Raw genomic sequence first — 19139 nt, 5'->3', positions numbered from 1 at the left:
CCGATGGGGAACTCCGAGGTCCGCTTCCGGTGTCACACGAGCCGGCTACCTCTCTTCCACTCTTCCATGAGCTTGACAACATTGTGCGCGGCGCGTCCGTCGCCGTACGGGGTTCCGGCATCTCCGGCCGGGGTGCTCCGCGTCACCGTGGCGGCCCACTTCTCGTCGGAGAGCAGGTGCGGATCGGCGACCAGGGCGTTCCACCCGGTTCTGACTGTTTCGACCCACTCGGTCTCGGGTCGCACCGTGGTACAGATCCGCTCCAGCAGGAACGCCTCCTTCTGGAGACCGCCCGAGTCGGTGATCACGCCGGAGGAAGCGAGCACGGCCGCGACGAGTCCCGCGTAGGGCAGCGGACGGCCGGCGTGGAGGGAACCGCGGGTGAGGCTGATCCCGTACTCCTCGGCCCGCGCGACCAGCCGCGGATGGGCCGGCAGCGCCACCGGCAGGGGAAGCCGTGCGAGCGAGTCGACGAGCGCGGCGAGGCGCGCGGGGTCGTCGGTGTTGTCCGGCCGGTGCAGCGTCGCGAGCAGGAACGGCCGCGACGGGTCGATTCCCTCGGGCAGTACGGGCGCGGCGTGCTCCCCGGCCCGTACGGCGTCCCGGATCCGCAGACAGATGTCGACCATGACATCCCCGGCCAGCCGGGCGCGGCCGGCCAGGCCCTCGTTGGCGAGATGGCCCATGGCCTCCTCGGTGGGGGCGAGCAGCAGATCGGCGCAGTGATCGGTGAGGACGCGGTTGTGCTCCTCGGGCATGCGCCGGTTGAAGGAGCGCAGCCCGGCCTCCAGATGCGCCACCGGCAGATGCATCTTCACCGCGGACAGGGCTCCCGCGACGGTGGAGTTGGTGTCGCCGTACACGAGGACCCAGTCGGGCTGCTCCGCCTCGAACACCGCGTCGAGCGCGGAGAGCACCGCGCCGGTCTGGACGCCGTGGCTGCCGGAGCCGACGCCGAGGTGGATGTCGGGTGCGGGAATGCCCAGTCCGTCGAAGAAGACATCGGAGAGATCGGCGTCGTAATGCTGCCCCGTGTGCACGATGAAGTGCTGGTGCTCGGTGCCCGCGAACGCTGCTGCGACGGGTGCGAGCTTCACCAGCTGGGGGCGGGCACCGACGATGCTGACGACTTTCATCGAACACTCTTCTTCAAGGCCATGGTGGTGGCGGGCTGGGGCGTGCGAAGGGGGAAAACGGCTCTGGACGGCTCTTCAGCGCCGGTGTACCGGCTGCGGAGTGTCCACACCACGGCGGCCCGGCGGGGCCGACGCGGCGCAGCGGGCGTTCGAGTGGATGTTCCACGTAATAGTAGGCAATGGCCGCCACTGTGAGACTTATGAGAAGTGTCACGAGCCACAACAGGGCGGTATCGAGGCCCGGTTCGGGCTTTCCGAAGCCGCCCAGGAGCGAGCGGATCACGATCTCGTGGAACAGGTGCCAGGCGCCCAGCGCGGTCCACACCGCCACGGAGACCACGACCGAGGCAACGAGCAGCGGCCGGATCCGGGCGGACCGCCGCCGGTGGAAGACCCTCGCCGGCACCTGCCTGCCGTCGTACGTCCAGGCGAGGACGAAGCCCGAGAGGACGCAGAAGAAGGTCACCCCCGCTCCGCCCGTACCAGGTGACCTCACTGATCGAGGGCAGGAGAGTACGCCCGGCGGGTGCGGCCATCGGTCCAGTCGGCACGGGAGGGGATCACCGTTCTTCTCGGGTTCCGTCGCGTCCGTGCACGTATGCGTGCACGGACGTCAGAACAGACGCTCCACGGCGACCGAGGGATGTACGTGACGACCGATGTTTTTTGCCGGCCCGTCGTGCGCGCTGTTCAGCCCGCGCGCTCTGTCAGAACCCGCTCCGTCAGCACGCCGTTCTTCTCGTCGTGCAGCGAGCCGGTCCGCGGGCACTCCCATACGCCCGGCTCTCCGTCGCGCTCCTCCAGCCGCACTCCGGCCCGGCCCACCCAGCCGATACGGCGCGCGGGCACCCCGACGACCAGGGCGAAGTCCGGCACGTCCTTGGTCACCACGGCGCCCGCGGCGACCATGGCCCAGCGGCCGACGCGTACGGGAGCCACACAGACGGACCTGGCGCCGAGCGAGGCCCCCTCGGCGACCTTCACCCCGACCGCTTCCCAGTCGTCGCCGCGCTTCTGCTTGCCCTCGGGATCGACGGAGCGGGGGTTGTGGTCATTGGTGAGGACCACGGAGGGGCCGATGAACACGCCGTCGGCCAGTTCGGCGGGCTCGTACACCAGGGCGTAGTTCTGGATCTTGACGTTGTCCCCGATCCGGACACCGGTGCCGACGTACGCCCCGCGCCCCACCACACACCCGTCCCCGAGCGTCGCGTGCTCGCGGATCTGCGCGAGGTCCCAGACGCTGCTCCCGTCGCCGATCACGGCGGTCGCGTCGACCTGGGCGGTGGGCTGGACCCTGTACGTCACTTTTCATGCCTTCCGTAAGCGGGCTTGCGGAGCGAGGATACGGTCACCCCTCCGAAGATCGCTCTGTGTTACTTTTCGTTAACCTGATGTGCTGATCCTGGGGGGATTTCCTATGACGTCATGGCGTATCGGACCGGCGGCGATGGTGGCGGTGCTGATGCTGGCGGCTCAAGGCGCGCTCGGCGGCGCGCCGACGGAGGCTCACGCCGCTTCGTCCGATTTTGCCTACCAGGTCGATCCGAACGCATACACATACAAGGACATACCCGGCACGAGTGTGATGTTCGACGCGACGGAAGGCGAGAAGTCCTACCTCCGGGCGACCGGCCTGACGGTCAGCAGTGTGGATCCGCTCAAGGCCGGTGACAACATCGGCAATACCTTCGCGATCCGCTGCCGGTACTCGAACGGTGCCGAGCTGCCCGCGGATCAGGAATCCGGCGCTTATTGGGCAACGAATCTGGTGCCTCCGGCGGAGACTTCGCTCACCCCCGTACTGCGATGGATGTTCGTGGCGCCCACGACGGACACATACGAATGCAGAATTTCGGTCACGAGTTATTCGACCATCATCAAGGACGGCCGGACGGTGGGCATGAAAATACCGGCCGGTGCACAGATCGTGCGCTCGCGGTACGGGGGTGCGGCACGCTGGACACTCCCTGATGTCAGTGCCGCGGTCGTCGCACGGGGCAGTACCCTGACGACTCTCGGGCAGACCTACGCACCGGTCGGATCCGGTCGTACGACAGTGGTCCAGGACGCCCAGCTGACCACATGCAAGCCCGCTTCCTCGATCTGTTCCGGCGGTACGTCCGCCTATACGGGAACTCAGGTCGAGACATGGATCGAGGCGCAGCCGCAGAAATCTGACGGGACCGCGTGCGGATCGGTTGTCAAGGGCCCGGTCAGCACCTGGTCCATTTCCACCGCGAAACACCATCAGACGGCTACCAACTCCCTTTATCTGGAGAAGGCTCAGCTGTCGGACTGCCCGAGAATGCGGTTGTCCCTGAAGATCAGGAACGTCGACGGAAATCCCCTTCAGGTCCACGCGGGCTGGGTGCTCGGCAGAGTCGCGGCCACCCGGGGACTCGCGGTCACGGCGGGCTGAACCTCCCTGCCGCCGGCGCGCCCCCGCACATGCGGGGGCGCGCCGGTGCCGGAAGCGACAGGTCGGAAGTTCGAGGGGTGCGCGGATCCCATGCACATGACGCCGTTGGTCGGATAAAGGCCGGTGTTGATGCCGATGTCCGAACTGAATCCGCCCGAAGGGTAGTTCTTGATCTTGGTCCAGCCGGTCGACTCGTAACTCCAGAGATGCGCTGTCACGGACAGGTTGTTGACGTAGGAGCGGGTCGTGAAGTTCGCATTGAAGACTCCATGGACGAGGAAACAGGAGTTGGTGCTCCTCGATGTGATCTTGCTGTTCGCCGCCGTGTGATTGAAGCTCGTCTGCGAGTAGAGGCACAGGGTCGAGGCGGCGCAGTCGCTGACGGTATTCGCGGAGGCGAGTTCACGCATGACTGCGCGGTCCCCTGTCCCCTGTCCGCGGTCGCCCGGGGCGGTGGTTCTGTCCCTGATCGGCGGTCAGTGACCGGCCGGCCGGCCGCCGCCGCCTCTCCGGCGTTCCCGTGGGAGCGCTCCGCCGGATACGCGGCCCCGGGAGGCCGGGCGTCGTGTTCGCTGGAGGCCCCCGGGCCCGGTTTGATTCTGTGGGGGGTGGCCCGTAGTGTTGACCGTCGGCGTGTTTGTATGCGCGCCCACCCCTGAGCACCTACCTTCCCGGCGCCTTCGTGGCGCGGTTGGAAGAGGCCGCTCGTCCCTCATCCGGATTCTCACGGTCCCCGGGCCGTGTGAGCGGCTGGCATCAGGGGTTTCCGTTACGAGCGAGAGTGAGATCCGCGTGTACGCCATCGTGCGCAGCGGTGGTCGCCAGCACAAGGTTGCTGTCGGCGACATCGTTGAGGTTGACAAGATTCCCACCGCCAAGGTTGGCGACACGGTCGAGCTCTCGACCCTGCTCGTGGTCGACGGCGACGCCGTCACCAGCGACCCGTGGGTGCTGGACGGCATCAAGGTCACGGCGGAGATCGTGGACCACCACAAGGGCGCGAAGATCGACATCCTTCGCTACAAGAACAAGACGGGCTACCGCCGTCGCCAGGGTCACCGCCAGCAGTACACGGCGATCAAGGTCACCGGTATCCCCGCGGCTGCGAAGTAAGGGACTGAGGAGACATGGCACATAAGAAGGGCGCATCGTCCACTCGGAACGGGCGCGATTCCAATGCTCAGCGGCTCGGCGTGAAGCGCTTCGGCGGTCAGGTCGTCAACGCCGGTGAGATCCTGGTCCGCCAGCGCGGCACGCACTTCCACCCGGGTACCGGCGTCGGCCGTGGCGGCGACGACACGCTGTTCGCGCTGAACGCGGGCGCGGTGGAGTTCGGCACCAGCCGTGGCCGCAAGGTCGTGAACATCGTTCCGGTCGCCGCCTAGTCCTTACGACGCGGTTGCTGTAGAGCGGTTTTCTTCGCGAGGGCGGACCTCACTTCCCGGAGACGGGAAGCGGGTCCGCCCTTCGTTTGTTCTACGTAAGACATTTGTTTCACGCTACGCATTTCCGTATGTACTGGAGGCAACCCCCATGACCACCTTCGTGGACCGCGTCGAGCTGCATGTCGCCGCGGGTAACGGAGGCCACGGCTGCGCCTCCGTACACCGTGAGAAGTTCAAGCCGCTCGGCGGTCCCGACGGCGGGAACGGCGGGCGGGGCGGGGATGTCACGCTCGTCGTCGACCAGTCGGTCACGACGCTGCTCGACTACCACCACTCGCCGCACCGCAAGGCCACCAACGGCAAGCCCGGCGAGGGCGGCAACCGTTCCGGCAAGGACGGTACGGACCTGATCCTGCCGGTGCCGGACGGGACCGTCGTCCTCGACAAGAACGGCAACGTCCTCGCCGACCTCGTCGGGGAGGGCACCACCTACGTCGCCGCCGACGGCGGCCGGGGCGGGCTCGGAAACGCCGCGCTGTCCTCCGCCCGCCGCAAGGCCCCCGGCTTCGCGCTGCTCGGGGAGCCGGGCGGCGGCGGGGACGTCGTACTGGAGCTGAAGACCGTCGCGGATGTGGCCCTCGTTGGCTACCCGAGCGCCGGAAAGTCCTCGCTGATCTCCGTGCTCTCCGCGGCCAAGCCGAAGATCGCGGACTACCCGTTCACCACGCTCGTCCCCAACCTGGGCGTGGTCACCGCTGGTTCGACCGTCTACACCATCGCGGACGTCCCCGGGCTGATCCCGGGCGCCAGCCAGGGCCGGGGGCTCGGGCTGGAGTTCCTGCGCCATGTCGAGCGCTGCTCCGTCCTCGTACACGTCCTCGACACCGCGACCCTGGAGTCCGACCGGGACCCGCTCACCGACCTCGATGTGATCGAGGAGGAGCTGTCGCAGTACGGCGGGCTCGGCGACCGGCCGCGCGTCGTCGTCCTCAACAAGATCGACATCCCGGACGGCAAGGATCTCGCCGAGATGATCCGGCCGGACCTGGAGGCGCGCGGCTACCGCGTGCTGGAGGTCTCCGCCGTGGCCCACACCGGGCTCAAGGAACTGACGTTCGCGCTCGCCGAGATCGTCGCCACCTCCCGCGCCGAGAAGCCGAAGGAGGAGGCGACCCGGATCGTTATCCGCCCGAAGGCCGTCGACGACGCGGGCTTCACCGTGGCGCTGGAGGAGGACGGCATCTACCGCGTACGGGGCGAGAAGCCCGAACGCTGGGTCCGGCAGACCGACTTCAGCAACGACGAGGCCGTCGGCTATCTCGCGGACCGGCTCAGCCGGCTCGGTGTCGAGGAGAAGCTGATGAAGGCGGGCGCCCGCTCCGGCGACGGCGTGGCCATCGGCCCCGAGGACAACGCGGTCGTCTTCGACTGGGAGCCGACCATGATGGCGGGCGCGGAGATGCTCGGCCGGCGCGGTGAGGACCACCGTCTCGAAGAGCCGCGTCCGGCGGCCCAGCGCCGCCGGGACCGGGACGCCGAGCGCGACGAGGCGCAGAAGGAGTACGACGACTTCAGGCCCTTCTAGGTTCCTTCCGGCCGGTCCTCTCGTCCCTCACCGGTGGGATCGGTCGCGCCTCGGGCGGTCAGGACAGGTGTTCTGACCGCCCGTTGTCGCACTCAGTGGGTGCGGCGCTACTCAGAGTCGTCACTCATGTGGGGGCCCCGGTGCTCGTACGTGAAACTTATGTGGTGTCCTTCACTGACCATCCCCGCTCCCGTGCCACGGGCGCACCCGTCGTCGCAGGTGAACCGGGGGTGGCGAGCCGGTGTCCGGCGTCTGTGGTCCGCCTTGCACGAGGATTGCCACGGGTGGGACCATCGCTTCATCCTCTGAGCCCGCAAGGTAGGTCAGTCCTGTGTCTGCAACTTCCGCGCCGCCCGCGAAGCCCCGCACCACCGCCGTCGTCCTGGCGGGCGGTACCGGTCAGCGTGTGGGCCTGTCGATCCCGAAGCAGCTGCTGAAGATCGCGGGGAAGTCCGTCATCGAGCACACCCTGTGGATCTTCGAACAGAGCGATGTGATCGACGATGTGATCGTGCTGATGGCACCGGGCTATGTGCCGGACGTGGAGAAGATCGTCGCCAAGGCGGGGCTGACCAAGGTCACCCGCGTCATCGAGGGCGGCGCCACCCGGAACGAGACCACCGAGCGGGCCATCGCGGCACTCGGCGAGGGGCTCGCGCCGGGCGAGGACCGTAACGTGCTGTTCCACGACGCCGTACGGCCGCTGCTGTCGCGGCGCGTCATCGCGGACTGCGTGGACGCCCTCGGCCGCTACCAGGCCGTGGACGTGGCGATCCCGTCCGCGGACACCATCATCGTGACCCGTACGCACGGCGGCGACGGCGAGTTCATCACCGACGTGCCCGACCGGTCCCGGCTGCGGCGCGGCCAGACCCCGCAGGCGTTCAAGCTCTCCACCATCCGCAGGGCGTACGAGGTGGCCGCCGGCGACCCCAACTTCCAGGCCACGGACGACTGCTCCGTGGTGCTGAAGTACCTGCCGGACGTGCCGATCTACGTCGTCGCGGGCGACGAGTACAACATGAAGGTGACCCAGCCGGTCGATGTCTTCATCGCCGACAAGCTCTTCCAGCTGGCCTCCACCGCCGCCCCCCAGCAGGTCTCCGAGGACGCCTACCGCGAGCTGCTGGCCGACAAGACGCTGGTGGTCTTCGGCGGTTCGTACGGCATCGGCGCCGATATCGCGCAGCTCGCCGAGGGGTACGGAGCGAAGGTCTACGCGCTGGGCCGCTCCACCACCGGTACGCATGTGGAGAACCCGGAGCATGTCGACGACGCCCTCTCGCGCGCGTACGGCGAGACCGGCCGTATTGACTACGTCATCAACACCGCCGGTGTGCTGCGCATCGGCAAGCTCGCCGAGACCGACAACACCACCATTCAGGAAGCGCTGAACGTCAATTACCTGGCACCGGTGCAGATCGCGCGCGCCTCGTACAAGTACCTGGTGGAGACCAAGGGCCAGCTGCTGCTCTACACCTCCAGCAGCTACACCCGGGGCCGCGCGGAGTACAGCCTCTACTCGTCCACGAAGGCCGCCATGGTGAATCTCACCCAGGCGCTCTCGGACGAATGGGCGGGCGAGGGTATCCGCGTCAATTGCGTCAACCCCGAGCGCACCGCCACCCCCATGCGTACAAAGGCGTTCGGCGCGGAGCCCGAGGGTTCGCTGCTCTCCTCCGAGGCCGTCGCCAGGACCTCCCTGGACGTACTGCTCTCCGAGCTGACCGGCCATGTCATCGACGTACGGCAGCAGGACCCGACGCGCGGGGCCTCCGAGGCTTCCGATTTCGAGCATGCCCTGGCCGCCGTACTCGACCGCCAGGAAGATGTGTAATAATTTCCGCAACTTGCATGATTTCGGGCCTCTGTGATCGCCTTCCGGCGTATCACGGAGGCCCGAGTGCGTGAAGCCCCACCTTCACAATATTCGTCAAATGTGAAATAACCGGCACTCCTCTGGAGCAGGTTCTTCGTGATTTCGACCGCCATTCGACTGGCCCGCGTGGGCAGCCGGTCCGAGCTGGCCGCGGCGGCCCTGCTCGGGCTGGGATATCCGTGCGTTCTGCTCGCCGCGCTGATTCCGAATCTCGGCTTCTTCGCCGTTGCCGCGGCCGCGACCTACGCGGCCGACCGCTTTCTGCATATGCGTGGCAGTTATCTGGTCAACCGGCTCCAGAAGGTCAGGGCCGGCCTGTCGATCCGCTTCCTCGTGCGTCAGCTGCTGCTGATCCTGCTCGTGGCCCGGCTCGACCTCGCGGACCGCGCCATCTTCTACGTCATGCTCGGCGGCTTCCTGGTCTTCTACGCCCTCCAGGTCTGCCACGGCGCGCTGGCGACCCTGATCCGGCTGCGCCGCACGATGCCGGTCGCGACCCGCAACGTCGACCTGAGCGCCATCCGGATCCCCGACGCCCCGCCCGGCGTCCTGCTGCGCCGCGCCGGCGAGAAGATGCTCCACCTCGACCTGCCCGCGGTGGCCGGCCTGGTCGTCGCCGCGTGGACCGGCGACTACCTCTACGGCTACGTCGGAGTGGGGCTCACTCTCGGTCTCGGCCTGCTCTACGTCGGCGCGCTGATGTGGCATCTGCGCCGGCGCCGCCGCGTCCCGGCCGCCGACGCCGTACTGGCCGCCGTCGACAACTGGCTGCGCGAGTACCGGCCCACCGTGGTGCTCTACTTCTCCGGCTCCAAGGAGTCGGCGTACCAGGTCAACATGTGGCTGGAGACGATGGAGCAGATCGACGGACGGCCGTTGATCGTCCTCCGCGAGCGCGGTATCGCCACCCAGCTCGCCCCGACCCCGGTGCCGGTGATCTGTGTGCCCGGCGGCACCCATCTGATGAACATGGACCTCTCCACGGTCCGGGTCGCGCTGTACGCGGCCAATGTCGGCAAGAACATCCACCTGCTGCGCGTCCCGACCATGAAGCATGTCTTCATCGGCCACGGCGACAGCGACAAGCTCGCCAGCGTCAACCCGTACAGCAAGGCGTACGACGAGGTGTGGACCGCCGGCCGGGCGGGCCGCGACCGCTACGCGCTGGCCGACGTCGGGGTGCGCGACGAGGACATCGTCGAGGTGGGACGGCCGCAGCTGGCCCCCATCGAGTCGTGGACCGGCGCCGTGAAGAACCCGATCCCCACCGTCCTGTACGCGCCGACCTGGGAGGGCTGGGACGACAACCCCGGCAACACCTCACTGCTGCTGGCCGGCGAGAACATCATCAAGCGGCTGCTCGCCGCCGAGCGGCCGGTCCGGGTGATCTACAAGCCGCACCCCTTCACCGGGATCCGCGACCCGAAGGCCAAGGCCGTGCACGGGCGGATCACCAGCCTGCTGAGCGCGGCCACCGCCGCCCGGCTCACCGAGCCCCGCTGGGCCGAGGCCGCCGCGGCGGCCGGTGCCGAGCAGAACGCAGCACGGGCCGAGCTGGCCCGTATCGAGGCCGCGCTGGCGGAGCTGGACGCGCCGAGCCGCTCGGGCGGCGACGAGGCGGAGCGCTCACGGGTCTCGCTGGTCGACCAGGGCCGGCTCGACGACGCCAAGCGGCTGCACGCCGAGTGGAACGCCACCTTCTGGCGCACCTTCGGCTACTGGGAGCACCAGGTCGTCACGGGCCCCGAGCCGAAGCTGTACGACTGCTTCAACGAGTCGGACGCCATGGTCTCCGACATCTCCAGCGTGGTGTCGGACTTCATCGCGAGCGGCAAGCCGTACGCGGTCACCGACTCCGCCGAGCTGGGCGTGGAGGAGTTCAAGCGGCAGAACACCGCCGTACGGGCCGCCGTGATCCTCTCCAACAGCGCGGTGGAGCTGGACGAGCTGCTCACCGCCGTGGCCGACCCGGCCGCCGACCGGCTGGCGGCCGACCGTACCGAGCTGAAGCGGTATCTGCTGGGGCCGGACGAGCCGACGTCGATGGAGCAGTTCAACGCGGCGACGCGGGCGCTGGCCGACCGGGCGCAGGCGCGCAACACGGGCGTCGAGCAGCGGCTCGCCGAGCCGGAGGCCGCGCAGGCCGCCACGCCTGCCGGCGAGCGTGGGGGCAGTGGGGTCAGCGGGCTGGATTCCCCCGTACGGGGGTAGCGCCGCGGGTTTGGCCCTCGGGCCGACCAAGACCGTAGGGGGAAGGCCCGGCGGGACGTCTCATGGCGTCCCACCGGGCCTTTTCCGTGCTCCGCGACCCCATGTGACCGCCGTCACAGAATTAATGAGGGTGACTGGACAACCAATATTCGATTCAACTTGTCTTGATATTCGATGAACGATAAGTCTGTTCCTGATGTGAGTGTGATCGTCGGGGCATATGAAGCTATGCCCTACCTGATCCGCTGCCTGGAATCGGTCGAAGCCCAGACGCTGGGTGCCGGCCGTATCGAGATCGTCGCCATAGACGACGGCTCGACCGATGGCACGGGGGAATATCTGGATGACTTCGCGGCCCGGACGTCCATCCCGACCAGGGTGGTACACCAGGCCAACTCGGGCGGCCCCAGCGGACCGCGCAATGTCGGCATAGACCTGGCCCGGGGCCGTTACCTCTTCTTCCTCGACGCGGACGACTACTTCGCCGACGAATCCCTGGAGCGCATGGTCGCGATGGCCGACCGCGCCCGGACCGATGTGGTGCTCGGAAAGGTCGAGGGGGTGAACAGAGGGGCGCCCGGGTCGATGTGGCGCCGTACCACCGCGCGCGTCGACATATACGACTCGCAGGTGATTTACACGCTGAGCGCGCAGAAGCTCTTCCGGCGCGAACTCGTCGAACGGCTGAATCTGCGCTTCGACGAAGGGCTGCGGACCGGCGAGGACGCGCTCTTCACCATGGAGGCGTACATCCGGGGAAACGGTGTTTCGGTGATCGCCGACTACACCTGTTATTACCTCGTCGGCCGGGACGACGGCAAACATGTGACAAAGAGTGGCAGTTATACGCTGCGATTCGATTCCGTGAGCGCGCTGATGGCGCTCATCACCGAACTCGTCCCGCCCGGCGCGAAGCGTGACCGCCTCATGGTCAGACCCTTCACGGTCGGACTGATCCAGCAGTTCGGTCACGGTGTCCTGAAGCAGCCGAAAAAGATCCAGCGGCACAAAATGGCGCTGGCGGCCCCGCTGATGGCGCGCTACTGGACGCCCGGAGTGGCCGCCCGGATCAAGGTGACCGAGCGGCTGCGGCTGGACTGCGTCGCCCTGGGGCGGTTCGATCTGCTGGCCGACATGCTGGCCTTCGTCAAGGCGGAGACCGTGCCCGAGGTCGTGCACCGGGGCCGCGCGCGCACGCCGTACCTGGTCCTCCCGCACTTCGGCGACCGGTCGACCGGGCTCCCGGAGGAGTCGTACCGGGTGACCGTCCCCGACTGGCTGGGCAAGCCCGGCCTCCGGCGCATCGAGGCCCCCGAGGCCGTACGCCGGCGCAATTCGCTGCCGCGCAGAGTTGTACGCGGCCTCCGCGGCCAGGCGCGGCACGTCGCCCTGCTGAGACACCGGGCCGCGTAGCACCCGTCCGCGTGGCCCGGATCCGTCAACTCGCCTGCCCGATGGGCCGGTCGAGCGTGGCATGGTGCGCGAATGCGCCGGAGCGCACTCCTGTGCGCCCCCGGTTCATCCACCCAAGACGGCCAACAGCGGGTGTTAATGGAGATGGTGGGTAAAATCGGACTGTCCGGACGGCTTCCGGACAGCATCGGACGCGTACATCGCGCTCAGCAATCGGATGGGGATAGTGAAGGCACTCGTACTGTCCGGCGGGGCAGGCACCCGCCTGCGCCCGATCACGCACACCTCGGCGAAACAGCTCGTCCCGGTGGCGAACAAGCCAGTGCTCTTCTACGGGCTGGAGTCCATCGCCGAGGCGGGCATCACGGAGGTCGGCGTCATCGTCGGCGACACCGCGGCGGAGATCAAGGAAGCCATCGGTGACGGCTCGCAGTTCGGCATAAACGTCACCTATCTCCAGCAGGACGCCCCCCTGGGGCTGGCCCACGCGGTCCTCATCGCGCGGGACTTCCTCGGGGACGACGACTTCGTGATGTACCTCGGGGACAACTTCATCGTCGGCGGCATCGCCGGGCTGGTGGACGGCTTCCGCGCGGAGCGGCCCGACGCGCAGATCCTGCTGACGAAGGTCCCCAACCCGACCTCCTTCGGCGTCGCCGAACTCGACGGCACGGGAAGGGTGGTGGCCCTGGAGGAGAAGCCCGAGAAGCCCAAGAGCGACCTCGCGCTCGTCGGCGTCTACCTCTTCACCTCGGCCGTCCACGAGGCCGTACGCGCCATCGAGCCCTCCTGGCGCGGCGAGCTGGAGATCACCCACGCCATCCAGTGGCTGATCGACCAGCGGCGCGATGTGCGCTCCACCACGATCTCCGGGTACTGGAAGGACACCGGCAATGTCACGGACATGCTGGAGGTCAACCGCTCGGTGCTGGAGACCGTGGAGCCCTGCCGCGACGGCAGCGTCGACGAGGCGACCGAGATCATAGGGCGGGTCAGGGTCGAGGCGGGCGCCCGGGTCACCGGCAGCCGTATCGTCGGACCCGCCATCATCGGCGCGGACACGGTGATCCACGACGCCTACATCGGCCCCTTCACGTCCATCTCCGAGGGATGCCGGATCGAGGACAGCGAGATCGAGTACTCGATCGTCCTCCGGGGCTCCTCCATCACCGGCGTCCGCCGGGTGCAGGCGTCGCTCATCGGCCGCGATGTCGAGATCACCCCCGCGCCCCGTACCCCGTCCGCCCACCGACTCGTCCTCGGTGACCACAGCAAGGTGCAGATCAGCTCATGACCGACAGGATTCTCGTCACCGGAGGCGCGGGCTTCATCGGCTCGCACTACGTCCGTACGGTGCTCGGCCGCGAGCCGGGCTTCCCGGGCGCCGGCGATGTCGCCATCACGGTGCTCGACGCCCTGACCTACGCGGGAAATCCGGCCAATCTCGACGCGGTGCGCGACCACCCCGGATTCGCCTTCGTCCAGGGCGACATCTGCGACGCCGGGCTGGTCGGCAAGCTGATGGCCGAGCACGACCAGGTGGTGCACTTCGCCGCCGAGTCGCACGTGGACCGCTCCATCGACGGCGGCGCCGAGTTCGTCCGTACGAACGTGGTCGGCACCCACACCCTGATCGACGCCGCCCACCGCGCCGGGATCCGCACCTTCGTGCATATCTCCACCGACGAGGTCTACGGCTCGATCGACGAGGGATCCTGGCCCGAGACCGACCCGCTGGCGCCCAACTCGCCCTATTCGGCGGCCAAGGCGTCCAGCGACCTGATCGCCCTCTCGTACCACCGCACCCACGGGCTCGATGTGCGGGTGACCCGCTGCTCCAACAACTACGGGCACCACCACTTCCCCGAGAAGGTCATCCCGCTCTTCATCACCAACCTGCTGGACGGCGCGAAGGTCCCGCTCTACGGCGACGGCGGCAACGTCCGCGACTGGCTGCACATCGACGACCATGCGCGGGGCATCGAGCTGGTCCGTACGAAGGGCCGCGCCGGGCAGGTCTACAACATCGGCGGCGGCACCGAGCTGTCCAACAAGGAGCTGACCGGGCTGCTGCTGGAGGCGTGCGGCGCCGACTGGGACACCAGCGTCGAGTACGTCACCGACCGCAAGGGCCACGACCGCCGCTACTCCGTGGACTGCGCCAAGATCCGCGAGGAGCTGGGGTACGCGCCGCGCAAGGACTTCGCCACCGGCCTCGCCGAGACCGTGGCGTGGTACCGGGAGAACCGCTCCTGGTGGGAGCCGCTGAAGGCGCGGGCCGCGCTGTGAGCCGCTGGCTCGTCACCGGCTCCGGCGGCATGCTCGGCCAGGACCTGCTGGCCGCCCTCGCCACCGCCGGGGAGGACGCGGCCGGCCTGGACCGGGCCGCGCTGGACATCACCGACCTGGAGGCCGTCCGCGCGGCCCTCGCGGCCCACACGCCGGCCGTGGTCGTGAACTGCGCGGCCTGGACGGCGGTGGACGACGCCGAGAGCCGGGAGCCCGAGGCCCTCGCCGTCAACGGCACCGGGCCCGGGGTCCTCGCCGGGGCGTGCCGGGAGTCCGGCGCCGTCCTGCTCCAGCTCTCCACGGACTACGTCTTCCCCGGCGACGGCGTCGTGCCGTACGCCGAGGAGGCCGCCACCGGCCCGCTGAGCGCCTACGGGCGTACGAAGCTGGCCGGGGAGCGCGCGGTGCTCGACACGCTCCCCGAGCGCGGTTACGTGGTCCGTACGGCCTGGCTGTACGGAGCGGGCGGCCCCAACTTCGTCCGTACGATGATCAAACTGGAGTCCGTCAAGGACACCCTGGACGTGGTGGACGACCAGCGCGGCCAGCCCACCTGGACCGCCGACCTCGCCGCCCAGCTGGTCCGGCTGGGCCGGGGCGCGCTCGCGGGAACGGCCGCGCCGGGCGTCTATCACGGCACCAGCGGCGGCGAGACCACCTGGCACGGCTTCACCCAGGAGATCTTCCGGCTGCTCGGCGCGGACCCCGCCCGGGTCCGCCCGACGACCAGCGCCGCGTTCGTCCGGCCGGCCCCCCGGCCGGCGTACAGCGTGCTGGGGCACGAGAGGTGGAAAGGGGCCGGAATCGAGCCGATCAGGGACTGGCGGACAGCGCTTGCCGAAGCGCTCCCCGAATTGCTGAAAGCCGAGCGCCAAAAGGGTGTTACCGGCCAGTAGATGTTTACGTATGCCGCGTATGACTACTAGGTTCACTTCGAATCGAACCACTGGTAGTTGATTCTCAGTGAAGGGCCTGTTACGTGGATCGCCACGGCTTCCTGCGCCACCTGCACCGTGTCTACAACCCTCGCACCTACCTGGAGATCGGGGTCAACGACGGTCGCAGTCTGGCGCTCTCCCGGGCTCCCTCCGTGGCCGTCGACCCGGCCTTCCGGGTGGTCACGGACATCAGCTGCGACGTCCATCTGGTCAGAGCCACCAGTGACGACTTCTTCGCCCGCAAGGACCCGCTGATCCATCTGCGCAACGGCCGCAACCCGTTCCGCGCGCTGGCCCGCCGCGACCCGGTCAACCTCTTCGGCGGCGACCCGAAGCTGGAGCTGTCGTTCATCGACGGCATGCACCTCTTCGAGTTCGCGCTGCGCGACTTCATGAACGTCGAGAAGCACTCCCGCTGGTCCAGCGTGATCGTCCTGGACGACATGCTGCCGCGCGACGTGGACGAGGCCGCCCGCGACCGCCACACCAAGTTCTGGGCCGGTGATGTCTACAAGGTCGCCCAGGTCCTCCGGCGCTACCGCCCGGACCTGCTGGTGGTCGACGTCGACACCGCGCCGACCGGGGTCGTGGCCGTCTTCGGCGCGAACCCCGACAGCACCGTGCTGAAGAACGCGTACGACAAGATCATCGAGGAGTATGTCGTCCCGGACCCCCAGGACGTCCCCGAGGAGATCCTCGCCCGCAAGAACGCCGTGCGGCCCGAGGAACTGCTCCGCGCCCCCTTCTGGCCGGGGCTGGTCCGCGCCCGTAACCTCCGTCGGCCGCGCTCCGCCTTCGTCCCGCTGCGCCGGCAGATCGAAGCCGTCACGGGCTGACGCCGGAGGCGCCCCCACAGGGCCGGTGACAGATAGACCGAACGGGTGAGGGCCCACGCGATCCGATCGCGTGGGCCCTCACCCGTACCGCCGTCCTGGCCAGGTCAGCCCCGGGCCGCCAGCTCCGCGTAGTACGCCCGGCAGCTCTCGTACGACGGCAGCAGGCCCTGGGCCCGTGCCTCGGCGAGGGTCGGGGCCGCCGCGTCCTTGTCGGACAGCAGCGGGGTGATGTCCGCCGGCCACTCGATGCCCAGCGCCGGGTCCAGCGGATGGATGCCGTGCTCGCGCTGGGGCGCGTACCCCTCCGAGCAGAGGTAGATCACCGTCGCGTCGTCGGTCAGCGCCATGAAGGCGTGCCCGAGCCCCTCCGCGAGATACAGCGACCGGTGGTCGACATCATCGAGCCGTACGGCCTCCCAGTGCCCGAACGACGGCGAGCCGACCCGGATGTCCACGACCACGTCGAGGACCGCGCCGCGTACGCACTTGACGTACTTGGCCTGGCTCGGCGGCACATCGGCGAAGTGCACGCCGCGCAGGGTGCCCCGGCTGGACACCGAGCAGTTGGCCTGGGCGAGGTTCAGCCGGTGTCCGGCCGACTTGGTGAAGTCCTCGTCACCGAACCACTCGTGGAAGCTGCCACGGCTGTCCGGGAAGAGCCTCGGTTCATGCACCCAGGCCCCTTCGACGGAGAGCTGCCGCACGTGATCACATCCTTGCGTTGTAGCGGGAGGAGAGGGAAGGAGGGAGAGGGGGGAAGAGGCGGAGAGGCGGCGTGCGCCGGTCAGAACCGGGCCGCGAGGCGCCGTACCCGCTTGCGCGTCGACGGAGGCAGCCGGCGCACGATCGGGCCGCCCACCGAGCGGAGCAGCCGCCGTACGGACGCCCTGCGGCGCTGCACCGCCGCCACCCGTACGAGCAGCGGGTCAACCTCGGGCAGATCGCTGAGGTCCAGCCGGATCCGGCCGCCCTCGGTGATGGGCACCTCGCCGAGGTCCAGCGCCGGGGGCTTCTTGCCGTCCAGCCGTACGGACAGCCGCGCCGGGCCCGCGGGCAGCCCCGTGACCTGCTCGGGCACCACCAGATGGGCCCGGCCGTAATCGGGGCGCAGTGTCGCGGAGGCGGTCCGGGCGGTGCCGTCCGCGCCGGTCACGACCAGCTCGACCGGGCGGGAGCCGGACGCCGTGCCGGTGAAGATGTCGAGGCGCAGCTCCGGCCGGTTGCCCGGCATCCGGAGGACGGGCCGGTCGGCCAGATAGGGGGCGAGCTTCTTGCCGCGGCCCGCGACATCGAGGGTGAGATTGCTGTGCGGGTGGGTGAAGTACGGGATGACGGCCCGGGCGGGCTCGCCGAGCTGCGCGGGCAGGCACTTGGCGTCGACCTGCGGCGCCCGGTCGGCGCCGAGCCTGGCCTTGCGCACCAGCCCCAGACCGCGCAGCGGCACCCAGACGTCCCAGAAGCCCCGGGAGACCCGGCCGCGGCCCTTGACGGCCTCGCTGGTGATATGGCCGGAGCCGTACAGCACGACCTCGTAGATGTCCTCCGTCGTGTCGCCGCCGCCGCTGCCGGAGCTGTCGCCCGTGGTCTTCCTGCGCTTCTCGAACTTGGTGGTGAACTCCGCCGGGCACTGCCACTCGACGGCCGTCTCCCGGTTGCGCAGCGAGAGTTCGCCCTTGAACTCGTCCATGTCGTCGGTGACGTCCAGCAGTTCACCGTCCGGCAGGAAGTCCGAGGTCAGCTCCGGGTGCAGGTAGTACCGGCCGTCGCGGCGCAGGAACGGCAGCGGCTCCCGGTCCTCGCCGTGCACGAGCCGGCCCGTCAGGGTGAGGGCGATCCGGCCGTCGGGCTCCCAGGCGAAGTCCTCCAGACGGGCCGCGCCCACCACGGACTTGGCGAAGCGGGCGGCCTTCAGCAGGCCCTCGCGGTCGTCGGCGCGCAGCAGGGTGGAGCGCAGCCGGGTCAGCGCGCCGAGCCCGTTGTGCACCCCGTCGTGCATGAAGTCCCTGGCGAGTGGCTGGATCGCGTCGCACATCTCGGCGAAGAACTCCGGCTCGTAGTTGAGCACCGACGGCTCGCTGAGCCGTGCGAGCATCTCGACCCGGTAGAAGCGGCGCAGCAGCCTGTCCCGGAATTCACCCGGTTCAGTGTTCTTCACGACGACTTCGAGGACCTCGCGGAGGTTGCCGTAGTACCCGGAGGGCACGATCCGGGTGGATCCGGCGTTCTTGCCGTCGTCCCGCTTCGAGTAGTAGTAGCAGGTGTAATTCCCCAGGATCGAGACGACCTTGGCCGGGAAATACGCCTGCATCATGTACAGCTGGTCCTCCAGCCGGCGCTTTCCCTCGGGGTACGCGATGCCGTTCTCGCGGAGGAACTCCGTACGGAACATCTTGTGCGGGGTGAGGCTGTCGTAGAGGGGCGCATCGGTCAGATCGCACTTCTCGCGGGTGACCCGGAAAACGCCGTGCGGCACACCGCGGAAATTCGACGCGACCTTTCCGATGACGATGTCCGAGCCGTTGCGGTGGCCGATCGCGTAGAGCCGGCGCAGCGCGTCATGGGCCAGGTGGTCGTCCTGGTCCACGAAGTGCACGTACTCGCCCGCCGCCTCCGCGACCCCGATGTTCCTGGGCTTCCCGGGCCAGCCGGAGTTGGGGATGTGGATCACGCGGAAATGGGGGTGCTCCGCAGCCAGTTTGTCCAGCCGGTCCGGAGTGTCGTCCGTCGAGCCGTCGTCGACGAAAAGCACTTCGAATTCATTGGCCGGCAGCGTCTGGGCCAGCAGTGATTCAACGCAGGGGTCGATGTACTTCCCCGGGTTGTACACCGGAATGACGACGCTCACTTTTACTGGCATTTACCAATGGCCCATCTCGTGTGTGATTCTCTAGAAGCTTCAGTGGCAGATTCGCCGTTACGGCCGAGACTGCGGGCGCCGTCCCGTTCAGCGGATCGCTGCACGGCCGAGCGGTTTCCCACACTGTTGGTACACCTGCAAGACATCTCGCGTGGCGGTCCGGTTGCTCTGTTGACGCGACTTTGACC

General features: G+C 68.6%; 17 protein-coding genes. 11 read left to right on the top strand and 6 right to left on the bottom strand.

The window, feature by feature from the left end:
- Nucleotides 1-32: 32 nt before the first annotated feature.
- The 3 genes from wecB to DVK44_RS09055 form a co-directional block, all read right to left on the bottom strand.
- Nucleotides 33-1136: a non-hydrolyzing UDP-N-acetylglucosamine 2-epimerase gene (gene wecB / locus DVK44_RS09065; protein WP_114659188.1), complete on the bottom strand. Its 1104-nt coding sequence runs from the start codon at nucleotides 1134-1136 to the stop codon at nucleotides 33-35.
- Between the two features lie 13 nt (nucleotides 1137-1149).
- On the bottom strand, nucleotides 1150-1602 hold the full coding sequence (locus tag DVK44_RS09060) for a hypothetical protein (RefSeq protein WP_114659187.1): 453 nt from the start codon (nucleotides 1600-1602) through the stop codon (nucleotides 1150-1152).
- 224 nt (nucleotides 1603-1826) lie between these two features.
- Nucleotides 1827-2444: an acyltransferase gene (locus DVK44_RS09055; protein ID WP_114659186.1), complete on the bottom strand. Its 618-nt coding sequence runs from the start codon at nucleotides 2442-2444 to the stop codon at nucleotides 1827-1829.
- Between the two features lie 88 nt (nucleotides 2445-2532).
- On the opposite strand from DVK44_RS09055, the gene DVK44_RS09050 reads away from it, so the two are divergent.
- The gene (locus DVK44_RS09050; RefSeq protein ID WP_228447056.1) at nucleotides 2533-3558 is read left to right on the top strand and encodes a hypothetical protein; all 1026 of its coding nucleotides are present in this window, start codon (nucleotides 2533-2535) and stop codon (nucleotides 3556-3558) included.
- On the opposite strand, the gene DVK44_RS09045 is transcribed toward DVK44_RS09050, so the two are convergent.
- Nucleotides 3489-3968 carry a hypothetical protein gene (locus tag DVK44_RS09045; RefSeq protein ID WP_114659185.1) on the bottom strand — a complete coding sequence of 160 codons (480 nt, stop codon included), beginning with the start codon at nucleotides 3966-3968 and terminating at the stop codon, nucleotides 3489-3491. The two genes, DVK44_RS09050 and DVK44_RS09045, sit on opposite strands and share 70 nt — an antisense overlap.
- Nucleotides 3969-4350: 382 nt before the next feature.
- Between DVK44_RS09045 and rplU the strand changes: the two genes are divergently transcribed.
- The 10 genes from rplU to DVK44_RS08995 all read left to right on the top strand — a co-directional run bounded on the left by rplU (nucleotide 4351) and on the right by DVK44_RS08995 (nucleotide 16094).
- Nucleotides 4351-4671, top strand: a complete 321-nt coding sequence (rplU, locus tag DVK44_RS09040) for a 50S ribosomal protein L21 (RefSeq protein ID WP_097869286.1) — start codon at nucleotides 4351-4353, stop codon at nucleotides 4669-4671.
- 14 nt (nucleotides 4672-4685) lie between these two features.
- Nucleotides 4686-4943, top strand: a complete 258-nt coding sequence (gene rpmA, locus DVK44_RS09035) for a 50S ribosomal protein L27 (protein ID WP_114659184.1) — start codon at nucleotides 4686-4688, stop codon at nucleotides 4941-4943.
- A gap of 148 nt (nucleotides 4944-5091) precedes the next feature.
- Nucleotides 5092-6528 (top strand): GTPase ObgE, encoded by a 1437-nt coding sequence (gene obgE / locus DVK44_RS09030; RefSeq protein ID WP_114659183.1) that lies wholly within the window; start codon nucleotides 5092-5094, stop codon nucleotides 6526-6528.
- Nucleotides 6529-6859: 331 nt separating this feature from the next.
- A complete protein-coding gene (locus tag DVK44_RS09025; protein ID WP_114659182.1) occupies nucleotides 6860-8365 on the top strand; it encodes a bifunctional cytidylyltransferase/SDR family oxidoreductase in 1506 nt (501 codons plus the stop codon).
- Nucleotides 8366-8533: 168 nt separating this feature from the next.
- Nucleotides 8534-10618, top strand: a complete 2085-nt coding sequence (locus tag DVK44_RS09020) for a hypothetical protein (protein WP_228447055.1) — start codon at nucleotides 8534-8536, stop codon at nucleotides 10616-10618.
- A 174-nt stretch (nucleotides 10619-10792) separates the two neighbouring features.
- Nucleotides 10793-12031 (top strand): glycosyltransferase family 2 protein, encoded by a 1239-nt coding sequence (locus tag DVK44_RS09015; RefSeq protein WP_114659180.1) that lies wholly within the window; start codon nucleotides 10793-10795, stop codon nucleotides 12029-12031.
- A 226-nt stretch (nucleotides 12032-12257) separates the two neighbouring features.
- On the top strand, nucleotides 12258-13325 hold the full coding sequence (locus tag DVK44_RS09010; protein WP_114659179.1) for a glucose-1-phosphate thymidylyltransferase: 1068 nt from the start codon (nucleotides 12258-12260) through the stop codon (nucleotides 13323-13325).
- Nucleotides 13322-14320, top strand: a complete 999-nt coding sequence (rfbB, locus tag DVK44_RS09005; protein WP_114659178.1) for a dTDP-glucose 4,6-dehydratase — start codon at nucleotides 13322-13324, stop codon at nucleotides 14318-14320. The genes DVK44_RS09010 and rfbB overlap by 4 nt, the downstream gene beginning before the upstream one ends.
- Entirely contained in the window at nucleotides 14317-15216 is a 900-nt protein-coding gene (gene rfbD / locus DVK44_RS09000) for a dTDP-4-dehydrorhamnose reductase (protein WP_114665010.1), read from the top strand. The genes rfbB and rfbD overlap by 4 nt, the downstream gene beginning before the upstream one ends.
- Nucleotides 15217-15299: 83 nt before the next feature.
- On the top strand, nucleotides 15300-16094 hold the full coding sequence (locus DVK44_RS08995; RefSeq protein WP_114659177.1) for a class I SAM-dependent methyltransferase: 795 nt from the start codon (nucleotides 15300-15302) through the stop codon (nucleotides 16092-16094).
- Nucleotides 16095-16198: 104 nt separating this feature from the next.
- On the opposite strand, the gene rfbC is transcribed toward DVK44_RS08995, so the two are convergent.
- Complete coding sequence (rfbC, locus tag DVK44_RS08990) at nucleotides 16199-16798, bottom strand: dTDP-4-dehydrorhamnose 3,5-epimerase (RefSeq protein ID WP_114659176.1); 600 nt, start codon at nucleotides 16796-16798, stop codon at nucleotides 16199-16201.
- Nucleotides 16799-16878: 80 nt separating this feature from the next.
- Entirely contained in the window at nucleotides 16879-18939 is a 2061-nt protein-coding gene (locus DVK44_RS08985) for a glycosyltransferase family 2 protein (protein WP_231717281.1), read from the bottom strand.
- Nucleotides 18940-19139: the final 200 nt, after the last annotated feature.

This window comes from Streptomyces paludis (assembly GCF_003344965.1).
In the GTDB taxonomy this organism is placed as follows: domain Bacteria; phylum Actinomycetota; class Actinomycetes; order Streptomycetales; family Streptomycetaceae; genus Streptomyces; species Streptomyces paludis.
The sequence above is the reverse complement of the archived record's forward strand: the minus strand, read 5'-3'. Positions and strand labels throughout refer to the sequence as shown.